The 25,391-nt window shown below is 63.0% G+C and carries 24 protein-coding genes and 1 pseudogene; 16 read left to right on the top strand and 9 right to left on the bottom strand.

What is annotated here, in order from left to right; all coding sequences use genetic code 11:
• Positions 1–2 precede the first annotated feature (2 nt).
• The 6 genes from fabG (at position 3) to gmk (ending at position 5,541) form a co-directional block, all read left to right on the top strand.
• Positions 3–740, top strand: a complete 738-nt coding sequence (fabG, locus tag NKI49_RS01765) for a 3-oxoacyl-[acyl-carrier-protein] reductase (RefSeq protein ID WP_352598631.1) — start codon at positions 3–5, stop codon at positions 738–740.
• 212 nt (positions 741–952) lie between these two features.
• Positions 953–1,189, top strand: a complete 237-nt coding sequence (locus tag NKI49_RS01770; protein ID WP_006203723.1) for an acyl carrier protein — start codon at positions 953–955, stop codon at positions 1,187–1,189.
• Positions 1,190–1,223: 34 nt separating this feature from the next.
• Positions 1,224–2,486: a beta-ketoacyl-ACP synthase II gene (gene fabF, locus NKI49_RS01775; RefSeq protein ID WP_352598630.1), complete on the top strand. Its 1,263-nt coding sequence runs from the start codon at positions 1,224–1,226 to the stop codon at positions 2,484–2,486.
• A 102-nt stretch (positions 2,487–2,588) separates the two neighbouring features.
• Positions 2,589–3,833, top strand: a complete 1,245-nt coding sequence (mltG, locus tag NKI49_RS01780; RefSeq protein ID WP_352598629.1) for an endolytic transglycosylase MltG — start codon at positions 2,589–2,591, stop codon at positions 3,831–3,833.
• A gap of 157 nt (positions 3,834–3,990) precedes the next feature.
• On the top strand, positions 3,991–4,881 hold the full coding sequence (locus tag NKI49_RS01785) for a YicC/YloC family endoribonuclease (RefSeq protein WP_352598628.1): 891 nt from the start codon (positions 3,991–3,993) through the stop codon (positions 4,879–4,881).
• Positions 4,882–4,884: 3 nt separating this feature from the next.
• Positions 4,885–5,541: a guanylate kinase gene (gene gmk, locus NKI49_RS01790; protein WP_023773399.1), complete on the top strand. Its 657-nt coding sequence runs from the start codon at positions 4,885–4,887 to the stop codon at positions 5,539–5,541.
• A gap of 36 nt (positions 5,542–5,577) precedes the next feature.
• Here the strand turns inward: gmk and rsmA are convergent, their stop codons facing one another.
• From rsmA to lptF, 6 genes are all read right to left on the bottom strand, one after another.
• The gene (gene rsmA, locus NKI49_RS01795; RefSeq protein WP_352598627.1) at positions 5,578–6,417 is read right to left on the bottom strand and encodes a 16S rRNA (adenine(1518)-N(6)/adenine(1519)-N(6))-dimethyltransferase RsmA; all 840 of its coding nucleotides are present in this window, start codon (positions 6,415–6,417) and stop codon (positions 5,578–5,580) included.
• Positions 6,418–6,442: 25 nt separating this feature from the next.
• Positions 6,443–7,465 carry a 4-hydroxythreonine-4-phosphate dehydrogenase PdxA gene (gene pdxA, locus NKI49_RS01800; RefSeq protein ID WP_352598626.1) on the bottom strand — a complete coding sequence of 341 codons (1,023 nt, stop codon included), beginning with the start codon at positions 7,463–7,465 and terminating at the stop codon, positions 6,443–6,445.
• The gene (locus tag NKI49_RS01805; protein ID WP_352598625.1) at positions 7,465–8,397 is read right to left on the bottom strand and encodes a SurA N-terminal domain-containing protein; all 933 of its coding nucleotides are present in this window, start codon (positions 8,395–8,397) and stop codon (positions 7,465–7,467) included. Before NKI49_RS01805 ends, pdxA begins: the two co-directional genes overlap by 1 nt.
• Positions 8,398–8,485: 88 nt before the next feature.
• Positions 8,486–10,912, bottom strand: coding sequence for an LPS-assembly protein LptD (locus NKI49_RS01810; protein ID WP_352598624.1), 2,427 nt, complete (start codon positions 10,910–10,912; stop codon positions 8,486–8,488).
• On the bottom strand, positions 10,912–11,997 hold the full coding sequence (gene lptG, locus NKI49_RS01815; RefSeq protein WP_352598660.1) for an LPS export ABC transporter permease LptG: 1,086 nt from the start codon (positions 11,995–11,997) through the stop codon (positions 10,912–10,914). The genes NKI49_RS01810 and lptG overlap by 1 nt, the downstream gene beginning before the upstream one ends.
• Complete coding sequence (gene lptF, locus NKI49_RS01820) at positions 11,994–13,196, bottom strand: LPS export ABC transporter permease LptF (RefSeq protein ID WP_352598623.1); 1,203 nt, start codon at positions 13,194–13,196, stop codon at positions 11,994–11,996. The genes lptG and lptF overlap by 4 nt, the downstream gene beginning before the upstream one ends.
• Before the next feature lie 361 nt (positions 13,197–13,557).
• Between lptF and NKI49_RS01825 the strand changes: the two genes are divergently transcribed.
• From NKI49_RS01825 to NKI49_RS01845, 5 genes are all read left to right on the top strand, one after another.
• Complete coding sequence (locus NKI49_RS01825) at positions 13,558–15,069, top strand: leucyl aminopeptidase (protein ID WP_352598622.1); 1,512 nt, start codon at positions 13,558–13,560, stop codon at positions 15,067–15,069.
• A 9-nt stretch (positions 15,070–15,078) separates the two neighbouring features.
• Positions 15,079–15,528, top strand: coding sequence for a DNA polymerase III subunit chi (locus tag NKI49_RS01830; protein WP_352598621.1), 450 nt, complete (start codon positions 15,079–15,081; stop codon positions 15,526–15,528).
• 248 nt (positions 15,529–15,776) lie between these two features.
• Positions 15,777–16,388 (top strand): hypothetical protein, encoded by a 612-nt coding sequence (locus tag NKI49_RS01835; RefSeq protein WP_352598620.1) that lies wholly within the window; start codon positions 15,777–15,779, stop codon positions 16,386–16,388.
• On the top strand, positions 16,385–17,239 hold the full coding sequence (locus NKI49_RS01840) for a 23S rRNA (adenine(2030)-N(6))-methyltransferase RlmJ (RefSeq protein WP_352598619.1): 855 nt from the start codon (positions 16,385–16,387) through the stop codon (positions 17,237–17,239). The genes NKI49_RS01835 and NKI49_RS01840 overlap by 4 nt, the downstream gene beginning before the upstream one ends.
• Positions 17,240–17,367: 128 nt before the next feature.
• Entirely contained in the window at positions 17,368–17,820 is a 453-nt protein-coding gene (locus tag NKI49_RS01845) for a hypothetical protein (protein ID WP_352598618.1), read from the top strand.
• 328 nt (positions 17,821–18,148) lie between these two features.
• Here NKI49_RS01845 and NKI49_RS01850 read toward each other — a convergent pair whose 3' ends face one another.
• On the bottom strand, positions 18,149–18,604 hold the full coding sequence (locus tag NKI49_RS01850) for a DUF5680 domain-containing protein (protein WP_352598617.1): 456 nt from the start codon (positions 18,602–18,604) through the stop codon (positions 18,149–18,151).
• 93 nt (positions 18,605–18,697) lie between these two features.
• Here NKI49_RS01850 and NKI49_RS01855 point away from each other — a divergent pair.
• A pseudogene (locus NKI49_RS01855) lies at positions 18,698–18,909 on the top strand (transposase); the annotation flags it as partial.
• Positions 18,910–18,978: 69 nt separating this feature from the next.
• Here the strand turns inward: NKI49_RS01855 and NKI49_RS01860 are convergent.
• On the bottom strand, positions 18,979–19,290 hold the full coding sequence (locus NKI49_RS01860) for a transcriptional regulator (RefSeq protein WP_352598616.1): 312 nt from the start codon (positions 19,288–19,290) through the stop codon (positions 18,979–18,981).
• 664 nt (positions 19,291–19,954) lie between these two features.
• Here NKI49_RS01860 and NKI49_RS01865 point away from each other — a divergent pair.
• Entirely contained in the window at positions 19,955–20,338 is a 384-nt protein-coding gene (locus NKI49_RS01865) for a hypothetical protein (protein ID WP_352598615.1), read from the top strand.
• A 414-nt stretch (positions 20,339–20,752) separates the two neighbouring features.
• Entirely contained in the window at positions 20,753–21,349 is a 597-nt protein-coding gene (locus NKI49_RS01870; RefSeq protein WP_352598614.1) for a glutathione S-transferase family protein, read from the top strand.
• 78 nt (positions 21,350–21,427) lie between these two features.
• Here NKI49_RS01870 and NKI49_RS01875 read toward each other — a convergent pair whose 3' ends face one another.
• Positions 21,428–22,084, bottom strand: coding sequence for an outer membrane protein (locus NKI49_RS01875; RefSeq protein WP_352598613.1), 657 nt, complete (start codon positions 22,082–22,084; stop codon positions 21,428–21,430).
• 413 nt (positions 22,085–22,497) lie between these two features.
• Between NKI49_RS01875 and NKI49_RS01880 the strand changes: the two genes are divergently transcribed.
• The gene (locus NKI49_RS01880) at positions 22,498–23,259 is read left to right on the top strand and encodes an SDR family oxidoreductase (protein ID WP_352598612.1); all 762 of its coding nucleotides are present in this window, start codon (positions 22,498–22,500) and stop codon (positions 23,257–23,259) included.
• The gene (gene uvrC, locus NKI49_RS01885) at positions 23,256–25,322 is read left to right on the top strand and encodes an excinuclease ABC subunit UvrC (protein ID WP_352598611.1); all 2,067 of its coding nucleotides are present in this window, start codon (positions 23,256–23,258) and stop codon (positions 25,320–25,322) included. The genes NKI49_RS01880 and uvrC overlap by 4 nt, the downstream gene beginning before the upstream one ends.
• Positions 25,323–25,391 lie beyond the last annotated feature (69 nt).

Raw genomic sequence — 25,391 nt, forward strand, 5'->3', positions numbered from 1 at the left:
ACATGTTCGAACTGACTGGCCGCAAGGCGCTCGTTACCGGCGCATCGGGTGGCATCGGTGAGGCGATCGCCAGGGTGCTGCATGCGCAGGGCGCGATCGTCGGCCTGCATGGCACGCGCATCGAGAAACTGGAGACACTGGCCAGCGAACTGGGCGACCGGGTCAAGCTGTTCCCGGCCAATTTGTCGGACCGCGACGAAGTCAAGGCGCTCGGCCAGAAGGCGGAGGCCGATCTCGAGGGGGTCGACATCCTGGTCAACAATGCCGGCATCACCAAGGACGGCCTGTTCGTGCGCATGGCTGACGCCGACTGGGATAATGTTCTCGAGGTCAACCTGACGGCCGTGTTCAGGCTGACGCGCGAACTCACCCACCCCATGATGCGTCGCCGCCACGGCCGCATCATCAACATCACCTCGGTGGTCGGCGTCACCGGCAATCCCGGCCAGACCAATTACTGCGCCTCCAAGGCCGGCATGATCGGCTTTTCCAAATCGCTGGCGCAGGAGATCGCCACCCGCAACATCACCGTCAACTGCGTCGCCCCGGGCTTCATCGAATCGGCGATGACCGACAAGCTCAACGGCAAGCAGAAAGAGGCGATCATGGCGGCGATCCCGACGCGCCGCATGGGCAGCAGCGCCGAGGTCGCGTCCGCCGTCGCCTATCTCGCCTCCAATGAAGCGGCCTATGTCACCGGCCAGACCATCCATGTGAATGGCGGCATGGCGATGATCTGAATGAGGTTCCTGCGGCAAGGCTGCCGGCTTGTGAAAAGAGCCCATTTCGCCTTGGACCTGAGCCAATTTTCGTGTAATGCGGCCTGCAACCCGGCGGTTCGGGCAAAAACCGGTCCGTAGCCATTGCGTTACCGGCAGGACCATCTTTCAGCTTGATTAGCGGCATTCTGCCCGCTAACGAAGACAGACAACCAAAAGACGAGGATGCCCAAATGAGTGACACCGCAGAGCGCGTCAAGAAGATCGTCATCGAGCACCTTGGCGTCGATGCCGACAAAGTGACGGAGCAGGCGAGCTTCATCGATGATCTGGGCGCTGACAGCCTCGACACGGTTGAACTCGTCATGGCGTTCGAAGAAGAGTTCGGCGTCGAAATCCCCGATGACGCGGCCGAAACCATCCTGACCGTCGGCGACGCGGTGAAGTATATCGACAAGGCTTCGGCCTGACGCTTTCCGCAGTTATCACCGGGGAGGACCTGCGATGAGGCGTGTCGTCGTCACGGGCCTTGGATTGTTGTCGCCGTTCGGCATGGGCTTTGAGCACAGCTGGAAGGAACTTCTGACCGGCCGCAGCGCCGCCAAGCGCGTTACCGAGTTCGAGGTGGAGGATCTTGCCTGCAAGATCGCCCACGTCGTTCCGCGCGGCGACGGCAGCAATGCCACCTTCAATCCCGAGGCCGTGCTCGAGCCGAAGGAATTGCGCAAGGTCGGCGACTTCATCCTGTACGGAATCGCTGCCGCCGACGAGGCGCTGAAGGATTCCGGTTGGGAGCCGAAAACCCATGCCGAACAGTGCGCCACCGGCGTCCTGATCGGCTCTGGCATCGGTGGCATCGAGGGCATCGCCGAGAATGCGATGATCCTCAAGGAGCGCGGCCCGCGCCGCATCAGCCCGTTCTTCATCCCGGGCCAGATCATCAATCTCGTCTCCGGCCAGGTTTCGATCCGGCACGGACTGAAAGGCCCGAACCACGCCGTCGTCACCGCCTGTTCGACCGGCGCGCACGCCATAGGCGATGCTGCCCGGCTGATCATGTGGGGCGATGCCGATGTCATGGTTGCCGGCGGCGCCGAAGCGCCGGTGACGCGGCTGTCGATCGCCGGCTTCGCTGCCTGCCGGGCGCTGTCGACCGAGCGCAACGACGCGCCGCAGACCGCATCTCGCCCCTACGATCGCGACCGCGACGGCTTCGTCATGGGCGAGGGCGCCGGTGTCGTCGTGCTTGAAGAACTCGAACACGCAAAGGCGCGCGGCGCCAAGATCTACGCGGAGGTCACCGGTTACGGCCTCACGGGCGACGCCTATCACATCACCGCGCCCGCCGAAGATGGCGACGGCGCTTTCCGTTGCATGACGGCGGCACTGAACCGGGCCAAGCTGACGCCCGCCGATGTCGACTACATCAATGCGCACGGCACCTCGACCATGGCCGATACGATCGAGCTCGGCGCCGTCGAGCGGCTTGTCGGCAATGCTGCGTCCGGGATTTCGATGTCGTCGACCAAGTCGTCGATCGGCCATCTGCTGGGGGCGGCGGGTGCCGCCGAAGCGATCTTCTCGATCCTTGCCATCAGGGACAACATCGCGCCGGCGACCATCAATCTCGACAACCCCGAGCGTGAAACCGCGATCGACCTGGTGCCGAACAAGCCACGCGCCCGCCAGATCGACGTTGCGCTGTCCAATTCCTTCGGTTTTGGCGGCACCAACGCTTCGCTCGTCTTCCAGCGCTACAATGGCTGATCGTCCAGCTACCGGGCGACGCTTAGGCTTGTCGTCAATTTTGCCATATTCGCCCTTACTCTGCCTCGGGGGATTCGTTGAGCAATCAAACGGCAGGGCGAAATGAACACAAATCCGGCTGACAACGGAGAATTCGGGCAGCGGCCGACACCGGGACCGATCGTGCCGAAGACGGCCAGCGAGGCCCTGCGGCCGGAAGCCGGCACGCCGCCGCCGAAGCGCTCGCGTGCTTCGCGCAGCCAGGTCGTCGTGTTCACGAACTTCGTCCTCTCCTCGGTGATGTTGATCATCCTGGCGGCGGGCGTCGCCCTTTATTTCGGTAAGCAGGAATTCACCGAGCCCGGTCCATCTGCCAACGGCGACACTTTCCTGGTCAAGCCGAATACCGGTGTCCAGGATATCGCCGACCAGCTCGAACGCCGCGGATTGATCAGCGACGCCCGGGTATTCCGCCTTGGTGTGCGCGCCTTCGGCAATGATTCCGCGCTCAAGGCCGGCGAATACGAGGTCAAGCCCAGGGCATCCATGCGCGACATCATGGAACTTCTGAAGAGCGGCAAGTCGGTCATGTATTCGCTGACCGTTCCAGAGGGGCTGACGGTCGAACAGGCGCTGCAGCGCATCGCCGACGAACCCGCCTTGAGCGGCGACATGCCGGGGACCAAGCCTCCCGAGGGCAGCCTTGCCACCGACACGCTGCGCTTCACGCGCGGCGCCACGCGCCAGCAGATGGTCGACAAGCTGCTGGCCGACCAGAAGAAGCTGGTCGATGAGGTCTGGCAGCGGCGTGCGCCGGACCTGCCGCTGGCCAACATCGAGGAATTCGTCACGCTTGCCTCGATCGTCGAGAAGGAAACGGGCAAGGGCGATGAGCGCTCGCGCGTCGCCGCCGTCTTCCTGAACCGCTTGGCCAAGGGCATGCGCCTGCAATCCGACCCGACCATCATCTATGGCCTGTTCGGCGGCAAGGGCAAGCCGGCGGACCGGCCGATCTACCAGTCGGATATCCAGAAGCAGACGCCGTACAACACCTATGTGATCAGCGGCCTGCCGCCGACGCCGATCGCCAATCCGGGGCGGGCGGCGCTTGAGGCGGTGGCCAATCCGTCGAAGACCGACGACCTCTATTTCGTCGCCGATGGAGCCGGCGGGCACGTTTTCGCCGCGACGCTGGACGAGCACAACGAGAATGTCGCCCGCTATCGCGCATTGCAGAAGAAGCAGGCCGATGAGGCCGCCAAGGCGGCCAGCGCCAGCGGTGTCGGCGATGCCGACAAGCCTGCTGACGGCGCCATCGACGAGAGCGGCGGTGGCGACGCCGGGGGCGATGCAAGTACCGCCCAATAGACTGAAAAAAGGCGTTGCCGGCAAGGTGGCGGCCTGACATTTGAAAGAGCGCCGCGCGTCCGGTTTCGACGCGCTCGCGGTGCGGTCATTTTTAAACGGCATTTGCCCTGTCCGGAAAGCTGGTTTCGGGGCGATGCACCAGGGATGTGCGGGCGATATGAATTTGCAGAGCATGACCGGTTTTGCGCGTGCGGTCGCCGAGCATGAAGGCACGTCGATCGCCTGGGAGGTCAAATCGGTCAACGGCAAGAGCGTGGAGGTGCGGCTGCGGCTGCCCCAAGGCTTCGAGCGGTTGGAACCGGCGGTCAGGCAAACGCTGCAGAAGCGTTTTTCGCGCGGCAATTTCCAGGCAACTTTGACCATTGGCCGTGCCGCCGGCGCCCAGGCGCAGCCGGTCGTCAATGAAGCGTTTCTAAAAGACCTCGCCGGCCTTGCCCGGCGGCTGCAGGAGCAATTCGGGGTTGCCCCGGCGACGGCTGACGGTCTGCTGTCGCTTCGTGGCGTGCTCGACATTCCCGAAACCGTCGAAACCGAGGAAGTACGGACCGCGCTCGACACCGCCATCACCGCCGCGCTCGAGGTTGCGCTGGAAGGGCTGGAACAGGCGCGACAGGGCGAGGGTGCTGCGCTGGCGCTGCTGCTTTCCGGCCATGTCGATACCATCGAAATGCTGACGCTGCGCGCCGAAGCGGATCCGTCACGCGATCCGGCGGCGATCCGCGAGCGGATCGCCGAGCAGGTCGGGCTGCTGATGGACGCCTCCGCCAATCTGGATGCAGCCAGGCTGCACATGGAAGCGGCGTTTCTTGCCACCAAGGCGGATATTCGCGAAGAGATCGACCGGCTGAAAACGCATGTCGCGTCCGGCCGGACCCTGCTCAAAGGGGGCGGCGCCGTCGGCCGCAAGCTCGATTTCCTGGCACAGGAATTTAACCGCGAATCGAATACGCTGTGCTCGAAGTCGAACGCCGCCGCCGTCACCGCGATTGGACTGGAACTGAAGTCCGTGGTCGACCAGTTTCGTGAACAAGTCCAGAATCTGGAGTAGCCGATGGTTGCCAGGGATTTGGGGTCTCGCATTCGTCGCCGAGGCCTGATGCTCGTCCTGTCGTCACCCTCGGGTGCCGGCAAGTCGACGATCGCGCGCAATCTTCTGGAGAGCGATTCCAGCCTCGAACTGTCTGTTTCCGTCACCACCAGACCGCGCCGTGGCAGCGAGATCGAGGGCGTTCATTATCATTTCCGAACGATGCGTGAGTTCGAACGGCTGCGCGATTCCGACGCGCTGCTCGAGTGGGCCGAAGTGCACGGCAATTGCTACGCGACACCGCGCGAACCGGCCGAACTGGCGCTGGCGCAAGGCCGCGACATGCTGTTCGACATCGACTGGCAAGGCGCCCAGCAGCTCAAGGAGAAGATGCGCGCCGACATCGTCTCGATCTTCATCCTGCCGCCGTCGATGAAGGAATTGAAGGCGCGCCTGAAGCGCCGCGCCGAGGATCAGGAAGCGGTGATCGAGACACGGCTGAAGAACGCCCGCAACGAGATCGAGCACTGGAAGGAGTATGATTTCGTCATCGTCAACGACGATCTCGACCGCGCCTTCGCCGAGGTGCGCGGCATCGTCGTCGCCGAGCGGCTAAGACGCGATCGCCGGCCTGGTCTGTTCGACTTCGTCTCGGGACTGCTGGACGAGAAGACGGATTGATCCCTCGTCCTTCGCCCCGTTCACGGGGAGAAGAGTTTAGACCGCGTTAGTCAGCCTTACGAATTCCTCGACGCTGAGCGTTTCGGCGCGGCGGGTCGGGTCGATGCCAGCGCGTTCGAGCAGAGCCTCGCCGCCAAGGCTTTTCACGCTCTGCCTCAGCATCTTGCGCCGTTGGCCGAAGGCGGCTTCGGTGACGCGGCCGAGTTTCTTCACGTCGGTAGCCAAGGGTGTCGCGCGCGGCTCCAGCTGCACGACCGACGAGGTGACCTTGGGCGGCGGCGTGAACGCCTGGGGCGGCACATCGAAGGCGATCCTGGCTTGCGTACGCCAGCCGGCCAGCACGCCAAGCCTGCCATAGGCATCGCTGCCCGGCGCCGCGACGATGCGCTGGGCCACCTCGCGTTGGAACATCAGCGTCATCGAGGCGTAGAAGGGCGGCCAGTCCGCCACCGTCAGCCATCGGACCAGCAGTTCCGTGCCGATATTGTAGGGCAGATTGGCGACGATCCTTACCGGGCCGCCATCTCCGGCGACGGTTGCGGTGAGGGCCGCGAAATCGGTCTTCAGCGCGTCGCCGGGAACCACCTCCAGCCGGCCGGGATAATGAGCGGACACTTCCGCAAGGGCAGCCAGGCAGCGTTCGTCGCGCTCGATGGCGACGACGCGGCGCGCGCCATTGAAAAGCAGCGCCCTTGTCAGCCCTCCGGGCCCCGGCCCCACCTCGATTACCGTGGCGTTTGTCAGATCGCCTGCGGCACGTGCGATCTTGCCGGTCAAATTGAGGTCGAACAGGAAGTTCTGGCCGAGCGACTTCTTCGCTTGCAGTTCATGACGCTCGATGACGTCGCGCAGCGGCGGCAGCCCATCGATGCTCATGCTTTTGGACTCGAAGCGGAAGCGCTCATGCGGCGCTTGCATCGGTGTCGGCGAGCTGTCTGGCAAGCTTCAGCGCCGCGATCAGGCTGTCGGGGCGCGCAATACCCTTGCCGGCAATATCGAAGGCGGTGCCGTGGTCGGGCGAGGTGCGGATGAAGGGCAGGCCGAGCGTGACGTTGACCGCCTCGTCGAAGGCCAGCGCCTTGGCCGGGATCAGCGCCTGGTCGTGATACATGCAAAGTGCCACGTCGTAGCCGGCGCGTGCCCGGGCGTGGAACAAGGTGTCGGCCGGTAGCGGGCCGAAAGCGTCGATCCCTTCGGAACGCAGCATGTCGACCGCCGGGCGCACGATGCGTTCGTCCTCCAGGCCCATGGAGCCGCCTTCGCCCGCATGCGGATTGAGACCGGCGATGGCCAGCCGCGGCCTGGCGATGCCGAAGCGGCTGGCAAGGTCGGTGGCGGTCACGCGAGCGGTGGCGACGATCAACTCGGTGGTCAGGGCTTTCGGCACTTCGGCCAACGCGATGTGGATGGTGACGGGAACCGTGCGCAGGTCCGGGCCTGCCAGCATCATCACCGGCACCGCGTCGACCCCGCTGTGCCTTGCGGCCAGATAGGCCAGATATTCGGTGTGGCCGGGAAAGCGGAAGCCGGCATCGTAGAGCGGCTTCTTGGCAATGGGGCAGGTGACGACGGCCGCGGCGACGCCGGCGAGGCAATCGGCAACGGCGCGGTCGATGGCCTCGATGATGCCGGCCGCATTGGCCGGGTCCGGCCGACCGGGGCTGTCGATGCTGCGGGCGGCCAATGGGACGATCGGCAGCGCGTGGGAGAAGGCTTGCACGGCTTGCGCAGGTGTTGTTTCGACCGCCGGCAGCGAAATGCCGAGAAGGCCTGCCCGCGAAGCGATCAGCGCCGGGTCGGCGAGCAGATAGAAGGGAGGTACGCCAACAGTGTCGCGCGCCAGAAAGGCGGCGATGGCGATTTCCGGCCCGATGCCCGAGGGATCGCCGACGCTCAACGCGAGCGCAGTCATTGCGCTGCCCATCAGCGCTTGACGATGCGGGCTTTCGCCTTCAGCTCGTCTACATATTTCTTGCTGAGCTCGTCGGCGTTCTTGTCGCCGGAGCCTTCATTCTGGAACACCATCTGGGCGACCTTGTCGTCGGACACTTCGCGCGAAGAGCAGATGCCGATGAACTCGACGCCGCGTTCGGTCGCACGCGTGACGGTGGCGCCGCCGACCTTGGTTGCCTTGATCTGCTCGGCCCAGTCCGGCGGCAATTGCGGCGCCAGCACCCGGCCCAGATCGCGGACGGTGACGTCGAGCAGGCCCTTGGCGAATTCGCGCGTCGAGTTGCAGCCGTTGAAGCGGGCACGCATGGCATCGGCCTCGCGCTTGCGCTTGGCCAAGGTCGCGCTGCGTTCGGCCGCCGGCACGACGAAGATAACCTGCTGGAGCATGTATTCGGTGGCGCTTGGTTTGGAACCGCCCTTGTCGAGCATGCGCCGGACCGCGTCCTGCTCGGTCACGCTGCCGCCTTCGCCGGAGCGGTAACGCGCGCTCAAGGCCTGGTTCCAGGCCATCTGGGCGCGGATGAATTCCTTGAAATGGTCCTTGCCGACGCCGGATTTTTCCATGACGCCGTCAAGCTGGCCGAGCTGCATCTTGTTGTTGGAGGCAAAGCGCTGATACGCGGTCTCGACCTGGGCGTCGCTGATGCGGATGCCAAGCCGCCTGGCCTCTGCCATGCGCAGCGTCTGGTCGATCATTTCCTGGCCGGCATCGCCCTTCTTGCGCTGCAGCTTCAGAAAGGCGGCGCGATGCGCGATATCCCCGGTGGTGACTGGTATGTCGTTGACGACATATTTGATCTCGCTGGCGAAAGCCGGCGGGGTCATCACGGTCATCGACACGGATGTCGCCGCCACAAGCAGCGCGAACCCTGCCGAAAAGAGGTATTTCCTCATCGTTAGCATCCCAATTCTATCTCGGTTCCGCCCAACCTTGTCCTGTCCAGGATGCACGAATCCGTGCCAGCCCTATGCGGCGAAACGATGTCGCGGACTACTGGATCGTGTCGATGGCGCTGCTCGATGTACCGAAATCGCCGAGCGTGCGGAACGACAGGTTGAAGCCGATGCTCTGCGTCACCTCCCTGGTGTTCAGGTCGCGCGACTGCGAGTACGTCATCAGGTAGGTGAAGCAGGAGTCGTTGTAGGCGAAGCCGACCCCGTCCTTGACCAGCAGGCTCTGCTCCAGATCGTAGGTTCCGGTCCCGAAGACGCGCCAGTTCTCGGCAAGATGCGTCGATGCACCGAGCGTGACCTCGTGACGGTCGGTCGTGAAACCGTAGAGCGGCTGGGCCTGGATGAAGGCATATTTGGCGCTCAGCGACACCGGCAGGCCTGAATAGGCGGCCTTCACCTCGGCACGGCGAACCTCGAAGGTCTGTTCGTCGAAACGACCGCTGACCGAGGCCGCGAACCCGTTGGGGCTGTTGATGCCAAACAGGCCTACATAATCCGACTTGCTCGTCTGAAGGCCGGAATAGGCGCCGACATTGACCAGGTCCGGCGCGGCGAAAGAGTTCTCGCCACCGATCTGGTAGGACTGGCCTAGGATGGCATTGGTGCCCCAGCCATTGTTGTAGGAGCCGGAATAACGCAGGCCGACATTGGCACGCGAACCGCCTTCCACGCGATCGTAACCGGAGAATTTGTCGCGTTCGAACAATGTGGTCGCGTCGAAGACCATGCTCTGGGCATCTTCGTTCGGGACGGAAAGGCCGCCGACATATTGCTCGTTCGGCCGCATGAAGACCTGCGCCATCGGTTCGAACACATGGCTGGATCCGCTGGCCATGGAAAACAGCAACGGCCAGCGCATCTCGAGCCCGGCGGTCGCCATGTAACGCGCAAACGACGAGCGCATATCGTCGCTGGTGGCTATGAGGGGATTGGCCGCCATCTCGTTGATGGCGGCGAGCGAACCAGATGACGCGTCGAGGTAGTCCACGTCGCCCTGCAGCGCGAGCAACGGCGTCAGCACAAGTCCGTCATCGGTGACGAAGCTCCGCTTCCACTCGGCTTCGGCGGTGAGTCGGCCCGATTCGCCTTCGATGCCGCGGACACGCTGCGTGGGGGTGGTGGAGTCGTATGGAATGTTGAAAGTCTCGTCGAGATCGTCGCGACGGATGACACGCGCATTGAGGTTGAGCGACAACTGACCGCCGGCAACCGATACGTCGGGGATGTAGGCATAGTCGAGCGACGGCAGTACCCAGGGCTGCTGGCCGCTTCGCGCCGCCGGATTGTCGCCGAGCGTATTTTCCTGCACCTCGAAATGCATGGCGCGCACGTCGAAATAATTGCGGCCGTTGAGGCCGTTCAGGTAGACCGACGATTGGTGAACATACGCATTGTACTTGTCGATGTTGTACATATTCGAGAAGTTCTTGTCGGTCTGCAGCAGCACGTCCCAGCCGAAATTCCAGCGCGAATTGATGGCGAACTGGCCCTGGGTGCCCATCATGCCGCGGAACTTGTTGGGATCGCCCGCCGGACCCGAATCGACATTGCGACCGGCGGCATCGATGAAGGCGTCGGGATCCCGCTGATGGATCCCTGCGATCTTCAAGCTGTATTCGCCATTGTTGAAGCGCTGGCGCCATTCGGCCTCGCCGAGGAAGCCTTGCTTGGTATAGCCGGTGCCGGTGACGGTCAGGTCATAAGTCGGTGACAACGCGAAATAGTAGGGAACCTTCACGCCGACGCCGAGATCGCTTTTGTAGATGATGCCGGGGATCAGAAAGCCGCTCTTGCGCTTGACCGTCGGGTCGGCGATCTCGAATGCCGGCAGATAGGCGAGCGGGAAGCCGAAGAACTCGAAATTCGCGTTCTCGAAGCGGACCGTCTTCTTCTCGCCGTTCCAGATGATCTTTTTCGCCTTCACGCGCCAGGTCGGCGCTTTGTTGGGCTTGTCCTCGCACGGCTCGCAGGCGGTGTAGACGCCATTGTGGAACGTGGTCAGCACGCCGCCCATGCGTTCGGCGCTTTCGGCGGCGAAATAGGCCTTGTCGATGGTTTCGACGCGCAATGCATTGACGAAGCCGTCGGCGAAATCGTCGGTGATGTCGATATGTTGCGAATTGATCTTGGTGCCGTCGCTGTTGACGACCTCGACATTGCCGCTCGCGACCATCCGCTTGGTGTTGCGGTTGTACTCGACCTTCTGGGCGACAAGGCGATTGCCGCCATAATCGATCTGCACGCCACCGACGGCGGTCACGGTCTGGTTGTCGTTGTTGTAAACCAGCGTATCGGCCGCCAGCAGCATCTGCGAGCCCGACGGAACGCTGGTCGACATGTCGCCAACGTCCTGCGCGAACACCGGCAGCGGGACGGCGCAGGCGAACAGGCACGCCAAGGCGGTCGCCGCATAGAGGCGCGCCAAACCGGCCTGCCTGTAGCTGGGCAAAAACGCCTCCCTCACTAGCCGTCTTCCTTGTATAGCAGGAAAGTCACCCCGAAGAACATAGCTACCACGACCGGCACCCAGGCGGCTATGACAGTCGGCACGAACCCCGCCACGCCGACTGCCTTTACCAGCACCGAAACGACATAAAGCAGAAACCCGGCAACGACGCCACCCAGAATCATCGTCGCCGACTGCCCCATCCTCGCAAATCGCATTGAAACTGTTGCCGCAATCAGCGTCATGGCGACGAGGAGGAACGGCAACGCCACCAGCGAATCAAACTGCATGGCAAAGGCATTTGCCTTGAGGCCGAACGAGCGGGCAACCTCGATTTTTCCGGGCAGGTCGTAGAACGGAATGGTTTCCGGGCGCGCCAGCCGCTCCTGCACGAATTCGGGCTTCAGATTGGTCGGCACGCGATCGCTTGCGGCAGGCAGGATAGTGCCGTTCTGGAACGTCTTCACATCCTGCAATTCCCAATAGCCCTCCCGCAGGTAGGCATGCGCGGCGTCCTTGCGCTCGACGATATTGCCCTGCTGGTCGAGGATGAAAAAGACGGCGTCGGCCATCTCCAGGCCCTGGTTGAGAATGGCCCGCGCGCCGATGATGGTGTCCACTGAGCCGGTTTTTTGGCGGATCCAGGGGGCTGCATCGGCCGAAACCACGTTTGATTTGCCGGAGCGCAGTTGGGTCTCGATCTGCTCGGACCAGGAAAAGGCGTGCGCGGCGAGCGGGTTGATGATCCCGACCGACACGATGCCGAACAGCAACGCACCGATGCAGCATGGCAACAGGAATTGCCAGGCGGACACGCCCGCCGAGCGTGCGATGACCAGTTCATATCTGCGATTGAGCGAGACCAACGTCGCCATCGCCGAGAACAGGCCGACAAACGGCACCGTCTGCAGCATGATCATCGGCATCCGGAGCGCCGAGATGGCCACCGCCGTCCCATAGGTGAAGCCGGGCAGGCCGGTGGTGCGGCCGGATAGTTCGGTGAAATCGATCAGGAACACCAGCGCCAGCAGGCCGATGAAGAACCAGATGGTTATCGTCACGTAGCGGAAGAAGAAGTAGCGGCCCAGCGTCCAACCCATCAGCCGACCCTTTGCCCTGAAGTGTCGCGCCTGGAAAGCCTCAGCTTGAGGGCGTTCCAGCCGTCGCCGACACTCGTGGCCAGGTTTGTCATCCAGTCCGCCCAGGCCACCGGCAGTTCCATGGTCCGGTTGGAGACGATGAACCAGATCGCCACCGCCGATGCCACGATGGGCACGCCATAGACCATATAGCCATATTGCGGGATCTCATCGGCCTTGCTGGCGGCAAAGAAGCCTAGCCAGCGCACGAACAGCGATATCGCGATGGCCGTGATCAGCGGATTGACGCGTGCTTCGCGGTGCGAGCGCGCGTCGCCGGCGACGGCGAGGGCAATGAGTGCGAAGACCATCGAATAGGTCCATTCCGAAAACCGCTGGTCGACCTCGGCCCGGTACTCCTGGGGACTTTGCTGGTAATGCTTGTCGTTGGCACTCGGATTGAGCAGGTACTGCGTCGTCCGGTCCTTCGGCAGCAGCGTCACCTCGGAAGCCGCCGTCATGAAGGCCGACATGTCGAAGGCGTAGGATGTGAACCGGATGATCGACAGGTCGCCGGTCAGCGTTTTGCGATGGATGACGCCGTCATTCATCATCAGCACCTTCTCGCCGCCGCGTTCGATGATGCTGCCCGTCTTGGCGTAATAGACGAGGTTGACGCCTTCCTCGCGCGAATCGGCGACGAAAATGCCGCCCAGCCGATTATTGGGTAGCCGCTCGCCGATCTGCAGGAACAGCCCGTCCTCTATTTTGCGGAAGGTGCCTTCCTGGATGATCAGCGACAGCAGATCGGCGCGCGACTCAGCCACCAGTGCGCGGTTTTTCTGCCGTGCATAGGGATCGATGCCGTTGTCGACGGCAAAGGAGAAGACGCTGGCCGCGAGCGCCAGAAGCATGATCGGCCGCACAATGGTCCAGCGCGAGGCACCCGACGCGTTGACGACGGCGAGTTCCGAATCCGAATTCATGACGCTGAGTGTCTGGGCGACCGCCACCACCAGTGCGAAAGGCACAACGATGGGGATAATCGAGGGAAGGATGAGGGATGCGACCTCGAAGAAGGTCAGCGCCGATTGACCGCTGTCGGTGACGAGGTCGATCTTGGCCAGCACCTGCGTCGTCCAGACGATCGCCAGCGTCCAGACCAGCGCTGCCATGAAGACCACGAGAGCGCGGCGCATGATGTAGCGTTCAATGACCTTCATGAAGGCTTTACTCGATTTTCTCGAACGGCATCATGCCACCGCGTAAAGGTAGCTGTCCGGCGACGCCCGCACAACTGGCTCCCTCGGGCCCGGTCAGGCAGGCGATCCGGTCCCGTCCCACATCGCGCGCCGCGGTTGGCCGGAGTGTCGGGGGGAATGGATAAGAAAGGGCGAACATCGATGGTTAACAACAGGTTGCGGCAAGAAGCGGGGCCGTGCCGCGACGAATCGCCATCGATTCCACGTGTCATATGGGGAGCGAATTCGGCAAAGTCTTGCCAAATGCCGGAAAACGACCAAATGTCGCGGATCGCTTTAACGGCTTCCCGCAGAACCACGCACTCCCCGAAAGCAGGACATGATGAACCAGAGACCGTCGATCGCCTTCGCAAAATTCGCTGCGCCTCAAGCGGCGGCGAACAGGAAGGGCACGGTCTTCGTGCTGTCGGCGGATGGTGGTGGCCTGAGCGACACCGCCAGGGCCTACGATTCCGGCAAGACGCTGGAGCGGGCTTTCCCTGTCGGCGAGTTCACGGGCAAGTTCGCCAGCGTCCTCGAAATCCTGGCGCCGGAAGGAGGCTCGCTCGACAGGCTGGTGGCGATCGGCGCCGGCAAGGTGTCGGGGCTCGACGAATATGCCTGGCTGAAGCTTGGCGGCAGCATCGCGTCGTCGCTGCGCAAGGCGACCGACGCGGCCGTGGTGCTCGACCTGATCGGTGCCTCGCCCAATGGTAAGGACGCCGCGAACCTTGCCGCGGGCATCCTTCTTCGCGGCTACTCCTTCGACAAATACAAGACCAGGAAGGACAAGGACAACGGCAAGCCCGATCCGAAAAAGCCGGTCAAGGTCACCATCCACACCGCCGACCCGGCAGGCGCCAAGAAGGCCTTCGCCGAGCTTGAAGCGGTGGTCGACGGCGTGCTCCTGGCGCGCGACCTGGTCAACGAGCCGGCCAACGCGTTGGGGCCGGTCGAGTTCGCCGCCCGCGCAGACGAACTCGAGGCGCTCGGTGTCAAGGTCGAGATCTTGACCGAGAAGGAGATGAAGAAGCTCGGCATGGGCTCGCTGCTCGGCGTCGCGCAAGGTTCGCCGCGCGGTGCCCGCATGGTCGTCATGCAATGGAACGGCGGCAAGCCCAAGGACAGCCCGGTGGCCTTTGTCGGCAAGGGCGTGACTTTCGACACGGGCGGCAATTCGATCAAGCCGGCATCGGGCATGGAAGACATGAAGGGCGACATGGGTGGCGCTGCCGCCGTCACCGGCTTGATGCACGCTTTGGCCGCCCGCAAGGCGAAGGCCAATGTCGTCGGCATCATCGGGCTGGTCGAAAATGCCGTCGATGGCCACGCGCAGCGCCCCGGCGACATCGTCACCTCGATGTCGGGCCAAACCATCGAGGTGCTCAACACCGACGCGGAAGGACGCCTCGTGCTGGCCGACGCGCTGTGGTACTGCAACGACCGCTTTCGACCGAAATTCATGGTCAATCTGGCGACGCTCACCGGCGCCATCATGGTCGCGCTCGGCCAGCACTATGCCGGCCTGTTCTCCAACAATGACGAACTGGCGCAAAGGCTGACGGCGGCGGGACAAGCGACGCAGGAACGGCTGTGGCGCATGCCGCTCGGCACGGAATACGACAAGCTGATCGATTCCAAGAACGCCGACATGAAGAATATTGGCGGCCGCTATGGCGGCGCCATCATCGCGGCGCAATTCCTGCAGCGCTTCGTCAAGGACACGCCCTGGGCGCATCTCGACATTGCCGGCACGGCGATCGGCTCGCCGTCGAACGAGATCAACCAGTCCTGGGCTTCGGGTTTCGGTGTTCGGCTGCTCGACCGGCTGGTGCGCGACCATTACGAGAGCTGACCTGGATCCATGGCCGACGTCCTGTTCTATCACCTGACCGAATCGACGCTGGAGGACACGCTGCCAGGCCTCTTGGAACGCAGCGTCGACCGTGGCTGGCGCGCCGTGGTGCAGACTGGCACCGAGGAGCGCCGCGACGCGCTCGACCAGCATCTGTGGACCTTCCGCGACGATTCGTTTCTCGCCCATGCGACCGACCGCGAGGCTTTTCCGGACGAGCAGCCGATTCTCCTGACCACCGGCGACGGCAATCCCAACGAGGCCAAGATAAGATTCCTGGTCGACGGCGCGGTGCCACCCGAACTTGCCGGCTACGAGCGTGCCGTGTTCCTGTTCGACGGCCACGACGCCGCCCAGGTCGAGGCCGCCCGCGGCCACTGGAAGACGATGAAGGACGCCGGCCATATGGTGACCTACTGGCAGCAGACGCCAGACCGCCGCTGGGAGCGCAAGGCATAGGCGGGCAGTACTGCGCCTCAGTTGGAATATCCGGGCGGAGCAGTGAGCCCAGCGTCGGCTTTGGCGGTCGCTCAAGTGTGAATGAAATGCTATTCGTGCACCGATGGCGCGCACCGGCCCTTGCCGTCTTGTTCGATGTGCGCAAGTCGCGAAAGCCTTGGAAGCGGGATGGCTGCTGAAGCTGGCCATCGCCTTTTGATCGTCGGGGCGCTATGGGCAAGGTCACGATATCGCTGGTGATTGTCTGAATGCGCTTTCTGTTTGTCCTGATCTTGCTGGCCGGCACCGGCATCGGTGTCATCTACCCCTGGGCGATGACCAATTTTTCCGGCCATGAGATCGGTACGTGGCGGGTCTATGAGCAGGGCCGTTTCAGGCCGGTGACAGTGCCGCTCTCCGGCCGCGACGCGCCGGTGCGGGTGCTGGTGGACCTCACTGCCAGGGCCGAGCGCATCGTTTCGCAGCAGCGCACGATATTGACGCTGACCGCGGCCGCCAGCGGCCGCACGGTGCTTGCCTCGACTTTGCAGTTCAACCACGTGGACAATCCGCGCCAGGCCAGCCCGCAACTGCCCGACAAGATCTTTCGCGACGAGGCCGGGGTGATCGCGGCCGTCAGCCCTGGCCCTTACGTCTTCACCGTCGGCCCAGGCGATGCCGAGGACATTCCGATGCGGGCGGTCGATCTCATCTTGCGTTCCGGTATCGGCGAGACCGACAGCCGTGCGCGGCCGGTCGGCTTCTCGCTGATGGCGGTTGGCCTGATCGGCTTCATGCTGTCCTTGCGTACGCGTGCCGGCCGGCCGGAGAATCCGAACTCGCAGCCGCCACCGCCGCGCTGGGGCAGGGGCTCCAAGTGAACTACCGCCACGCCTATCACGCCGGGAATTTCGCCGACGTCGTCAAGCATGTCGTGCTGACGCGGCTGCTCGAATATCTGAAGCAGAAGGACAAGGCGTTTCGCGTCGTCGACACCCACGCCGGCATCGGCCGCTACGATCTGTCGTCGCTCGAGGCGCAAAAGACCGGCGAATGGCAAGGCGGCATCGGTCGCCTCATCGATGCTTCGCTCGACGCCAGGACGGCGGCGCTGCTCGCGCCCTATCTGGAGACGGTGCGGTCGCTCAATCCTGAGGGCGGCGTGAAGAAATATCCGGGCTCGCCCCGGCTCGCGCGCAATCTCCTGCGCAAGCAGGATCGGCTTTCGGCGATCGAACTGCATCCCAAGGATGCCGCGAAGCTGAAGGCGGAGTTCGCCGGAGATTTCCAGACCAGGGTGATGGAACTCGACGGCTGGCTGGCGCTCGGCGCCCACCTGCCGCCGAAGGAAAAGCGCGGGCTGGTGCTCATCGATCCGCCTTTCGAGGAGGCGGGCGAGTTCGATCGCCTCGCCGAAGGGCTTATAAGAGCGCACAAGCGGTGGCCGGGGGGCATCTATGCGTTGTGGTATCCGATCAAGGACCGCAGGGCGATCATCGCCTTCAGGAAAGCGCTGAAGCAATCCGGCATTCCGAAACTGCTCGACATCGAATTCGAGATCAGGCCGGCCTCTTCGGAACCCAGCCTCGACGGCAGCGGCATGGTGGTGGTCAATCCGCCTTTCACTCTGGAAGCCGAGTTGCGAAGCGTGCTGCCGGCACTGCACAAACTGCTCGCCGTGGAAAAACCCGCGCACTGGTCGCTGGAGTGGTTGGCGGGCGAGGCCGCGTAGAAGCGACAGCGAGCGCTTGCGAGCGCCGGCTCTGGCTATTTCGAAGGCGGAAACCAAGTCAATCACAATCGCTTGACCGAACGTCAGCGAATCCGCACAGTGCGCGCAATCGACCTTGAGAGGCTGTCATGACTCGCTTCGCCAAATCCGCACTTGCTGCCCTGATTTCGCTCTGCACCCCGCTTGCCGCACCTCTTGGCGTCACTCAGGCGGCACACGCGGCCGACCTTGCCGTCTACATCGATGAGGACAGTGGCATCTGCGGCCAGCCCTGGGTGCTGAACAAGATCACCAGCCGCTTCTCCTATCAGGTGCATCACGTGCCGCATCTGCCCGATGTGCAGATCACCGATTTCCAGCGCATCCACCAGCATCGCTATCTGCCGGCCAACGAGACCTGGCCGATCGGTCGCCGCTACTGCGGCGCCACCGTCAGCCTGTCCGACGGCCGCGACCGGACGATCTGGTACCTGATCGAAGAAGGGCAGGGCTTTGCCTCGATCGGCGACAACGTTGAATTCTGCGTCTCGGGCTTCGACCGCTGGATGGTCTACAACGGCCGCTGCCGCGTCCTGCGCTAAATCCCAGCAGCCGGTTTTTTCGGGCGGCAGCGACCTTGCGCCCGAGAGGATACAGTGGCTGGACTGGGCGAATTGCATGATCGCCTATACGGCGGGCTTTGGGTCCTGCTGATCTACGGCGCATTGCTGTCGGTGACCTCGTGGCCTGTCGCGGCCGGTTCACCGTCGACCCACGCGCGCCGGAAACCTGGAAGGCGCTCGGCGGCGGTCTGTATGCGCTTTTGGCCTATGCGCCATGGTGGCCGCCTTCGCGTTGGGGCCGGCCCGCCCATTACGGCGATCCGCAATTGTGTGAGCTATGCAGGCGCGTTTGATCCGCAACTTGCGGTTATGGCCTAACAAGTCCTCCGTGATAGTCTAACCGATAGACCTCCTTGTGTTCGACGTAGATCCGCTCGATTCCGAGGAACCCCTCAACGTTCTCGTTGCTGTTGTCAACGTAACGGTATTGTCGAACGACATATTCGAATGCACCGAGGAATCTGCCGAGTCCGTACAAGGCTGACAACGACTCCTTGATAACTGTACCGGCAATGGTCGCGTCGATCATTTCCGGATCTAGGATACGGCCATAATAGTTCATGGCCCAAACGGGGTCGTCACCTTGCCAGACGACTTCCTGTCCAAGAAAATCGGTACCTCCAAAATAGCTATCCAGATAGTGCCAAGAACCACGCTTGTAACCGATGTCGTGTGACGCATTCCGGCATGCCGGTGACGGGCTGCCGCCTCCGACATATGTCGCCGATTTTGCTTCCAGGATAAAAGTCTTCAAGCCATCCATGACAAATCTTCTCATCGGAACATAAAAGAAGATCCCACAGGTGCGCGTACCTGCCAAGAGTCGATCGCCGGCTCTGGGATTGATCGCTCGCAGATGCTGCTTCGGCCTGAGCGTTGGATACTATGTCAGACAATCCGGTTCGCTTCGTCGATGGGCTGGATTTGCAGGCGTCAGGATTTGCCCCGTATCGAGCCCAGGGGAACGGTCGTCCCGGTTACGGTCCGGCCGATCTGCTTAAACTCTTCCAGTATGGCTATTTGAACCGGGTGCGTTCGAGCCGGCTGCTGGAAGCGGAGACACACCGCCGCCCGGCAGGCGGTGTCATGATTGGTGCCGGCGTCGCCACGCGCTAAGAGGCATCGATCGGCAACGGCCTATTTTCTGCGCGGCGGCGTCTCGGCCTGATCGAGAATCCTGCGTAGAAAAGCAACGTGGCCACGAAACGCGCGCCGTCCGATCGTCGTCGCCTTGATCCGCGTCTGCGGCCGCCGTCCGACGAACAGCTTTTCGACATTGACGTAGCCGGCCCTTGCCAGCGTGTCGAGATGCGCGCCGAGATTGCCGTCTGTGGCTTCGATCATGGCTTTCAGCTGCGTGAACTCCAACGCCTCCCGCCTTTCCAGCATGTTCAGGGCGGCCATGATCCTGAGTCGCGTACTCTGATGGATGATCTCGTCGGCGCTCATCGATCGGCTCCGGCGCGGCAAAGGCACGGGCCATCGATGAAAGGGCCGATATCGTCGGACGCAATCCCGGCGATCTCGGACGGCGAGGCTTGCTCCTCTGTAACCGACATTCAGCACGCTCCAATCCCTTGCAGAATACTCTGCAATATAGAGTTATCTGTCAATTCTCCGAGTGATGGAGAACTGTTTGACAAGGTAACGGGCGAATTGGTGACCCCTTTGCTCTCCTGATCCGCGTAGATCCGTCCCGCTACAGAAGACAACCGTGTCGATGAAGCGACAGGTCATGATGTCGGTGGCCGAAGATCAATGCACAAGATAGGTCGCTGACCTTCAGCACTTCACGGCAGGCCGGTCTTGTGACGCATTGAGAATGTCGGTGTCGAACCGCTGACGATATCCGAAGATCAGCATCGCATCCGTGCGATGATCAGCGCGATCATGCCTCGTCCGCGGTCAAAGTTTACATTGCGAAAATCATGACATTGCTTCGCTGGCTAGCGAGCCGCGAGTCAGATATGCATTGCGCGCCGGGGTCATTCACGGCCGTCGGCATAACGTGAAGGGGCATGACATGGCTAAGCAGTCATCTAAAGCGCCGGCATCCAAGACACCGGCAAAGAAAGCACCCGCAAAAGCAGTGGCGGCGAAGGCCGCAACCGCAGTGAAGAAAGCAGCGCCCGCCGCCAAGCCGAAGGCTGCCGCTGCCAAGGCGCCGGCAAAGAAACCCGTAGCCGCGGCAAAGCCTGCCGCGAAGCCGGTGGCCAAGAAAGCAGCGCCCGCCAAGGCGGCGGCAAAGCCCGCAGCGAAGGCAGCACCGGCAAAGAAGCCCGCGGCTAAGGCAGCACCGGCCAAGAAGCCTGCGGCCAAGGCGGCGGCAAAACCCGCGGCCAAGAAAGCAGCGCCCGCGAAGGCTGCAGCCAAGGCTCCGGCCAAAGCTCCGCCAAAGAAGGCCGCGGCAGCCGCGACAAAGCCGGCGGTGAAAAAAGCCGCCGCTCCGAAGGCAAAGGCGGCACCTGCGAAGGCGAAGGCTCCGGCCAAGAAGTAAACCGGACCGTTGGGGCGTCGCGTCCGTTGCGGGCGTGACAAGGACGCTCCGGCGCTCTCTGGATCGGGGCATTTCCGGCAATGGGTCCAGCCTGCGGGGCTGGGCGTGGAGGAAGGGAATGAGGGCAAGCAAAGCGAGGCGCCGGTTGGCTGCCTCGCTCGCCCGATCTGGTCCTCTCCTTCTCGGTGCGTAAGGCTCCAGCGCAATGCACGCGGTGAGGCCCGAAAGCAGGCTCGAGTCCCGTCGGCCTGCTGCCTTTTTCTTGTATCTCCGGCATACCAGTCCGTAGGCCTGTCATGATGATCATGAGTGGAAACCGCAGCCGGTTCCTGGCGATTATTTTGTTGCCGCCTGGCCGTTGATCGCAGAGATCTGTCCGGTCGACACTGCCCATATGCTAACAGGAACCCGACCATGCCGAAGCTGCTCTACGCCTCATCTTCCCCCTACAGCTCCAAGGTGCGCATGGCCGCCGCCTATGCCGGCATCGCCATCGAAGCGGTAGCGGTCAAGACCGAGGACAAACAGGCTGTCCTGATCGACGCCAATCCGCTCGGCAAAATCCCGGTCCTGGTGCTCGAAGACGGCCGTTCGATCCATGACAGCCGCGCCATCACCCAGCATCTCAATCGTGTTTCGAAGAATGCGCTTTTCCCGCGCAATCCCGACAAGCGGCTGGAGGCGGAAGTGCTGGAGGCGCTGGCCGATGGTATCTGCGACTGCGCGCTTTCGATGGTCTATGAGCGCCGCACGCGGCCCGAAGAAATGGTCTATCAACCATGGCTGGACCGCCAGTGGGCGAAGATCACGCAGGCGCTCGACCTGCTCAATTCCAACCCGCCAAAATTGCCCAAGAAGATCACCGCCGGTCAGATGGCGCTGCGCGCCTGTCTTGGCTATCTCGCCCTTCGCTTCGCCGGCAAATGGGAGAAAGGTCGCGCTCGGCTGACACGCTGGGCGGCGCGCTTCGACGAGAAGTTTCCAGAGCTGAAGGATTGCATCCCCAGCTGATTGATGACCCGCCTGATCGGCGGACACAAAAAAAGCCGGGCGCGAGGCCCGGCTTTTTCGTGTCGTGGCTTGGACGACTTAGAACTTCATACCGACGCCGAAGGTGACGCGGTTGTCGGTGGCCTTGACCTTGCCAATGCCATCGAAGCTCTTGCTGCCGAAATCGGTATAGCGATATTCGACGCGGCCGAACACATTGTCGGTCAGCTTGATGTCGGTGCCGAGGCCGGCGGTCCAGCCGAGCATGGTAGCGGTATCGCTGACGCCAAGGACGGTGTCCTCCACCTTCAGGCTTCTGCCGGCGAGACCGCCGGTGCCGTAGAGCAGGATTTCCGGGGTCACGGCGTAGCCGAGACGGGCACGCAGCGAGCCTTCGAAGCCGGCCTTGGAGTTGATGCCGTTATCGTCGCCCTTGACGCCGTTGTAGCCGAGTTCGGCTTCAGCACCGTAGACAAAGTTCTCCTGCTGCCACTGATAGCCGCCGAAGACGCTGCCGACGAAACCTTTGGTATCGGTTTCAACGCCGAAATCCTTCTCCTTGGTACGGCCGCTGAAGCCGTAGCCAACATTGAGACCGACATAGGGGCCGGCCCAGGAGGCGACCGGAAGTTCGGCAACCGGGGCGGGTGCCGGCGGCTCTTCCGAAACGACGTCCGCGGCAAAGGCGGTACCACCGAGGGCAAAGAGCCCGAGCGCTACGGCCAGCGGCCGTGCGAATTTGAGATTGGCTTGCATTGTTGTTTACTCCTTAAGCCACAGGACACAGGCTTGTTTTTCACGATCGCCATCGACCCGTCCGGGGGGTGAAACGGATCTGGCGTTCGTCGGTTCCAAATGTCGTGTCGAAATGCGGCTGAAGCGAACCTGAACTTGGGTCATTCCCCGGCACGAATGAGGCAGAAACTTGACGTTGCATCTTCGCAACAGCGAAATGTCAGCAGCCGGATCATACCGCGCTGCACGCCGCTTGGTGCAAGGAGTCCAGCGCCCTATATTGGGGTTCGGCTGGCCTGGTTGACTGGCGAGTCGCGATGCCCGTCAGGGCGTTTCGCCACAATGCTGCCCCAGGTGCGAACGCCGTTTAAGAGATGACAGGCCATATTTTGCCGGCACCGTCTTTTCGTGCCCAAACCGAGGATTGACAGCACATGAGCAAGGCCACCGCGGCGCTGGTGACGGGCGGGGCGAAACGGATCGGCAAGGCGATCGTCGAAGATCTTGCCGGCCATGGTTTTGCCGTCGCCATCCACGCCAACCGCTCGCATGATGAGGCGCAAGCCCTGGCTGCCCGGATCAACCGGTCCGGCGGCCGCGCGGCCGTGGTCGGCGCCGATCTGACCGACATGGACGATGTCGCCGGCCTGATCGGCCAGGCACAGGCAGCGCTCGGGCCGATCTCGCTGCTGGTCAACAACGCTTCGCTGTTCGTCGACGATTCGGTTGAGGATTTCGACTGGCAGGCCTGGGACCGCCACTTCGCCATCCATGTGAAAACCCCGGCGCTGTTGGCGCAGAACTTAGCCCGGTCCTTGCCCGCAGGGCAGGAGGGGCTGATCGTCAACATCGTCGACCAGCGTGTCTGGCGGCCGACACCGCGCTATTTTTCCTATGCGCTGTCGAAGTCGGCATTGTGGACGCAGACGCAGATGATGGCCCAGGCGCTTGGGCCCCGCATTCGCGTCAACGCCATCGGTCCGGGTCCGACGCTGAAGAACACGCGCCAGGATGATTCCGATTTTGCCGCGCAGGTCGCCGGCCTGATCCTGAAGCGCGGCCCGGAATTGCCGGAATTCGGCGCCACCATCCGCTATCTCTGGGAGGCGCGCTCCGTCACCGGCCAGATGATCGCACTTGATGGCGGGCAGCATCTTGCATGGCAGACGCCGGATGTGACAGGCATGGCGGAATGAGTCCTTTGGATCACAAAAACAAGGCACGGGGCGGCCCCGATGATCTTCCCCCCGAAATCGACCTCGAGGATGAGGCACACGAGGAGATTGTCGAACCGGTAGGCCCGGACGTCGCGTTTACGGCCATCGACTGGACGCCGCATGCCGGCGACGCCGACGGCATGGTCGGCGCCGAGGTGATCCAGACGTTGGTCAAGCGGCTGCCCAACGCGCCCGGCGTCTACCGGATGATGAACGCCGCCGGCGACGTGCTCTATGTCGGCAAGGCGCGCAGCCTGAAGAAGCGCGTCACCAACTACGCACAAGGCCGGTTCCACACCAATCGCATCGGCCGCATGGTGCGCGAGACGTCGACGATGGAGTTCGTCGTCACCCGCACCGAGATCGAGGCGCTGCTGCTCGAGGCCAATCTTATCAAGCGCCTGCGGCCGCGATTCAATGTGCTGATGCGGGACGACAAGTCGTTCCCCTACATTCTTCTGACCGGCGACCATGTCTCGCCCGGCATCTACAAGCATCGCGGCGCGCGGTCGCGAAAAGGCGATTATTTCGGCCCCTTCGCTTCGGCCGGCGCCGTTGGCCGCACCATCAATTCGCTGCAGCGCGCCTTCCTGCTGCGCAGCTGTACCAATTCGTTCTACGAGAACCGCACCCGGCCGTGCCTGCTCTACCAGATCAAGCGCTGCGCCGGCCCATGCACCGGCGAGATATCGCATCAGGACTATGCGGAGCTGGTCGCCGAGGCGAAGGATTTCCTCTCCGGCCGCAGCCAGAAAGTGAAGACCGAAATTTCTGCCGCGATGCAGCAGGCCTCGCAGGACCTCGATTTCGAGCGCGCCGCTATCTACCGCGACCGGCTGGCGGCCCTGTCGCATGTGCAGAGCCACCAGGGCATCAACCCGCAGACCGTCGACGAAGCCGACGTCTTCGCCATCCATCAGGAAGGCGGCCAGGTCTGCATCCAGGTGTTCTTCTTCCGCACCGGCCAGAACTGGGGCAACCGCGCCTATTTCCCCAAGGCCGATCCGGCGCTGGAGGGATCGGAGGTGCTGGGCTCGTTCCTGGCGCAATTCTACGACGACAAGCCGACGCCGCGCTCGATCCTGCTGTCGCACGGCGTCGAGGACCAGGAACTGCTTGCCGAGGCGCTTTCGACCCGCGCCGGCCGCAAGGTGGCAATCTCGGTGCCGCAGCGCGGCGAGAAGAAGGACCTGACCGACAACGCGTTGCAGAATGCGCGTGAGGCGCTTGGCCGCCGGCTGGCGGAAACCTCGACGCAAGGCCGGCTGCTCGCCGGTTTCGCCGAGACTTTCGGCCTTGCCAAGCCGCCGGTGCGCATCGAGGTCTACGACAACTCGCATATCATGGGCACCAACGCCGTCGGCGCCATGGTCGTCGCCGGGCCGGAAGGGTTCGTGAAGAACCAGTACCGGAAATTCAACATCCGCTCGACCGAGATCACGCCGGGCGACGATTTCGGCATGATGCGTGAGGTGATGGAGCGGCGCTTTTCGCGGTTGCTGAAGGAGCATGGCGATGTCGCGCCCGATGATGCGGCTGCCGGTGAAGCCGGCGCCGACATGGAAGAAGACATCTCCGGCAGCTTCCCGGCCTGGCCCGACGTCATCCTGATCGACGGCGGCCAGGGCCAGATGACTGCGGTGCGCAAGATCCTTTCGGATCTCGGCATCGAGGACCGCGTCGTGGCCATCGGTATCGCCAAGGGCCAGGACCGCGATGCCGGCCGGGAGCGCTTCTTCGTCAAGGGCAGGGACTCGTTCTCGCTGCCGGTGCGCGACCCCGTGCTCTATTTCGTCCAGCGGCTGCGCGACGAGGTGCATCGCTTCGCCATCGGCTCGCATCGGGCCAGACGCAAGAAGGAGATGGTCAAGAGCCCGCTCGACGAGATCAGCGGCATCGGCCCCGGCCGCAAGCGCGCCCTGCTGCTGCATTTCGGCACCGCCAAGGCGGTCAGCCGCGCCGCGATCGAGGATCTGAGGAAAGTGGACGGCATTTCCGAGCAGGTCGCGAAACTGGTCTACAATCATTTCCACGAGAGCTGATGCGTGTCGCGGCATGCATCGCCCCCAAGACAGATTCGGCTATTTTCGACTGGCCAATCGATTTTCGCC

Origin of the sequence: Mesorhizobium sp. M0587 (assembly GCF_040320945.1) — a bacterium.
In the GTDB taxonomy this organism is placed as follows: domain Bacteria; phylum Pseudomonadota; class Alphaproteobacteria; order Rhizobiales; family Rhizobiaceae; genus Mesorhizobium.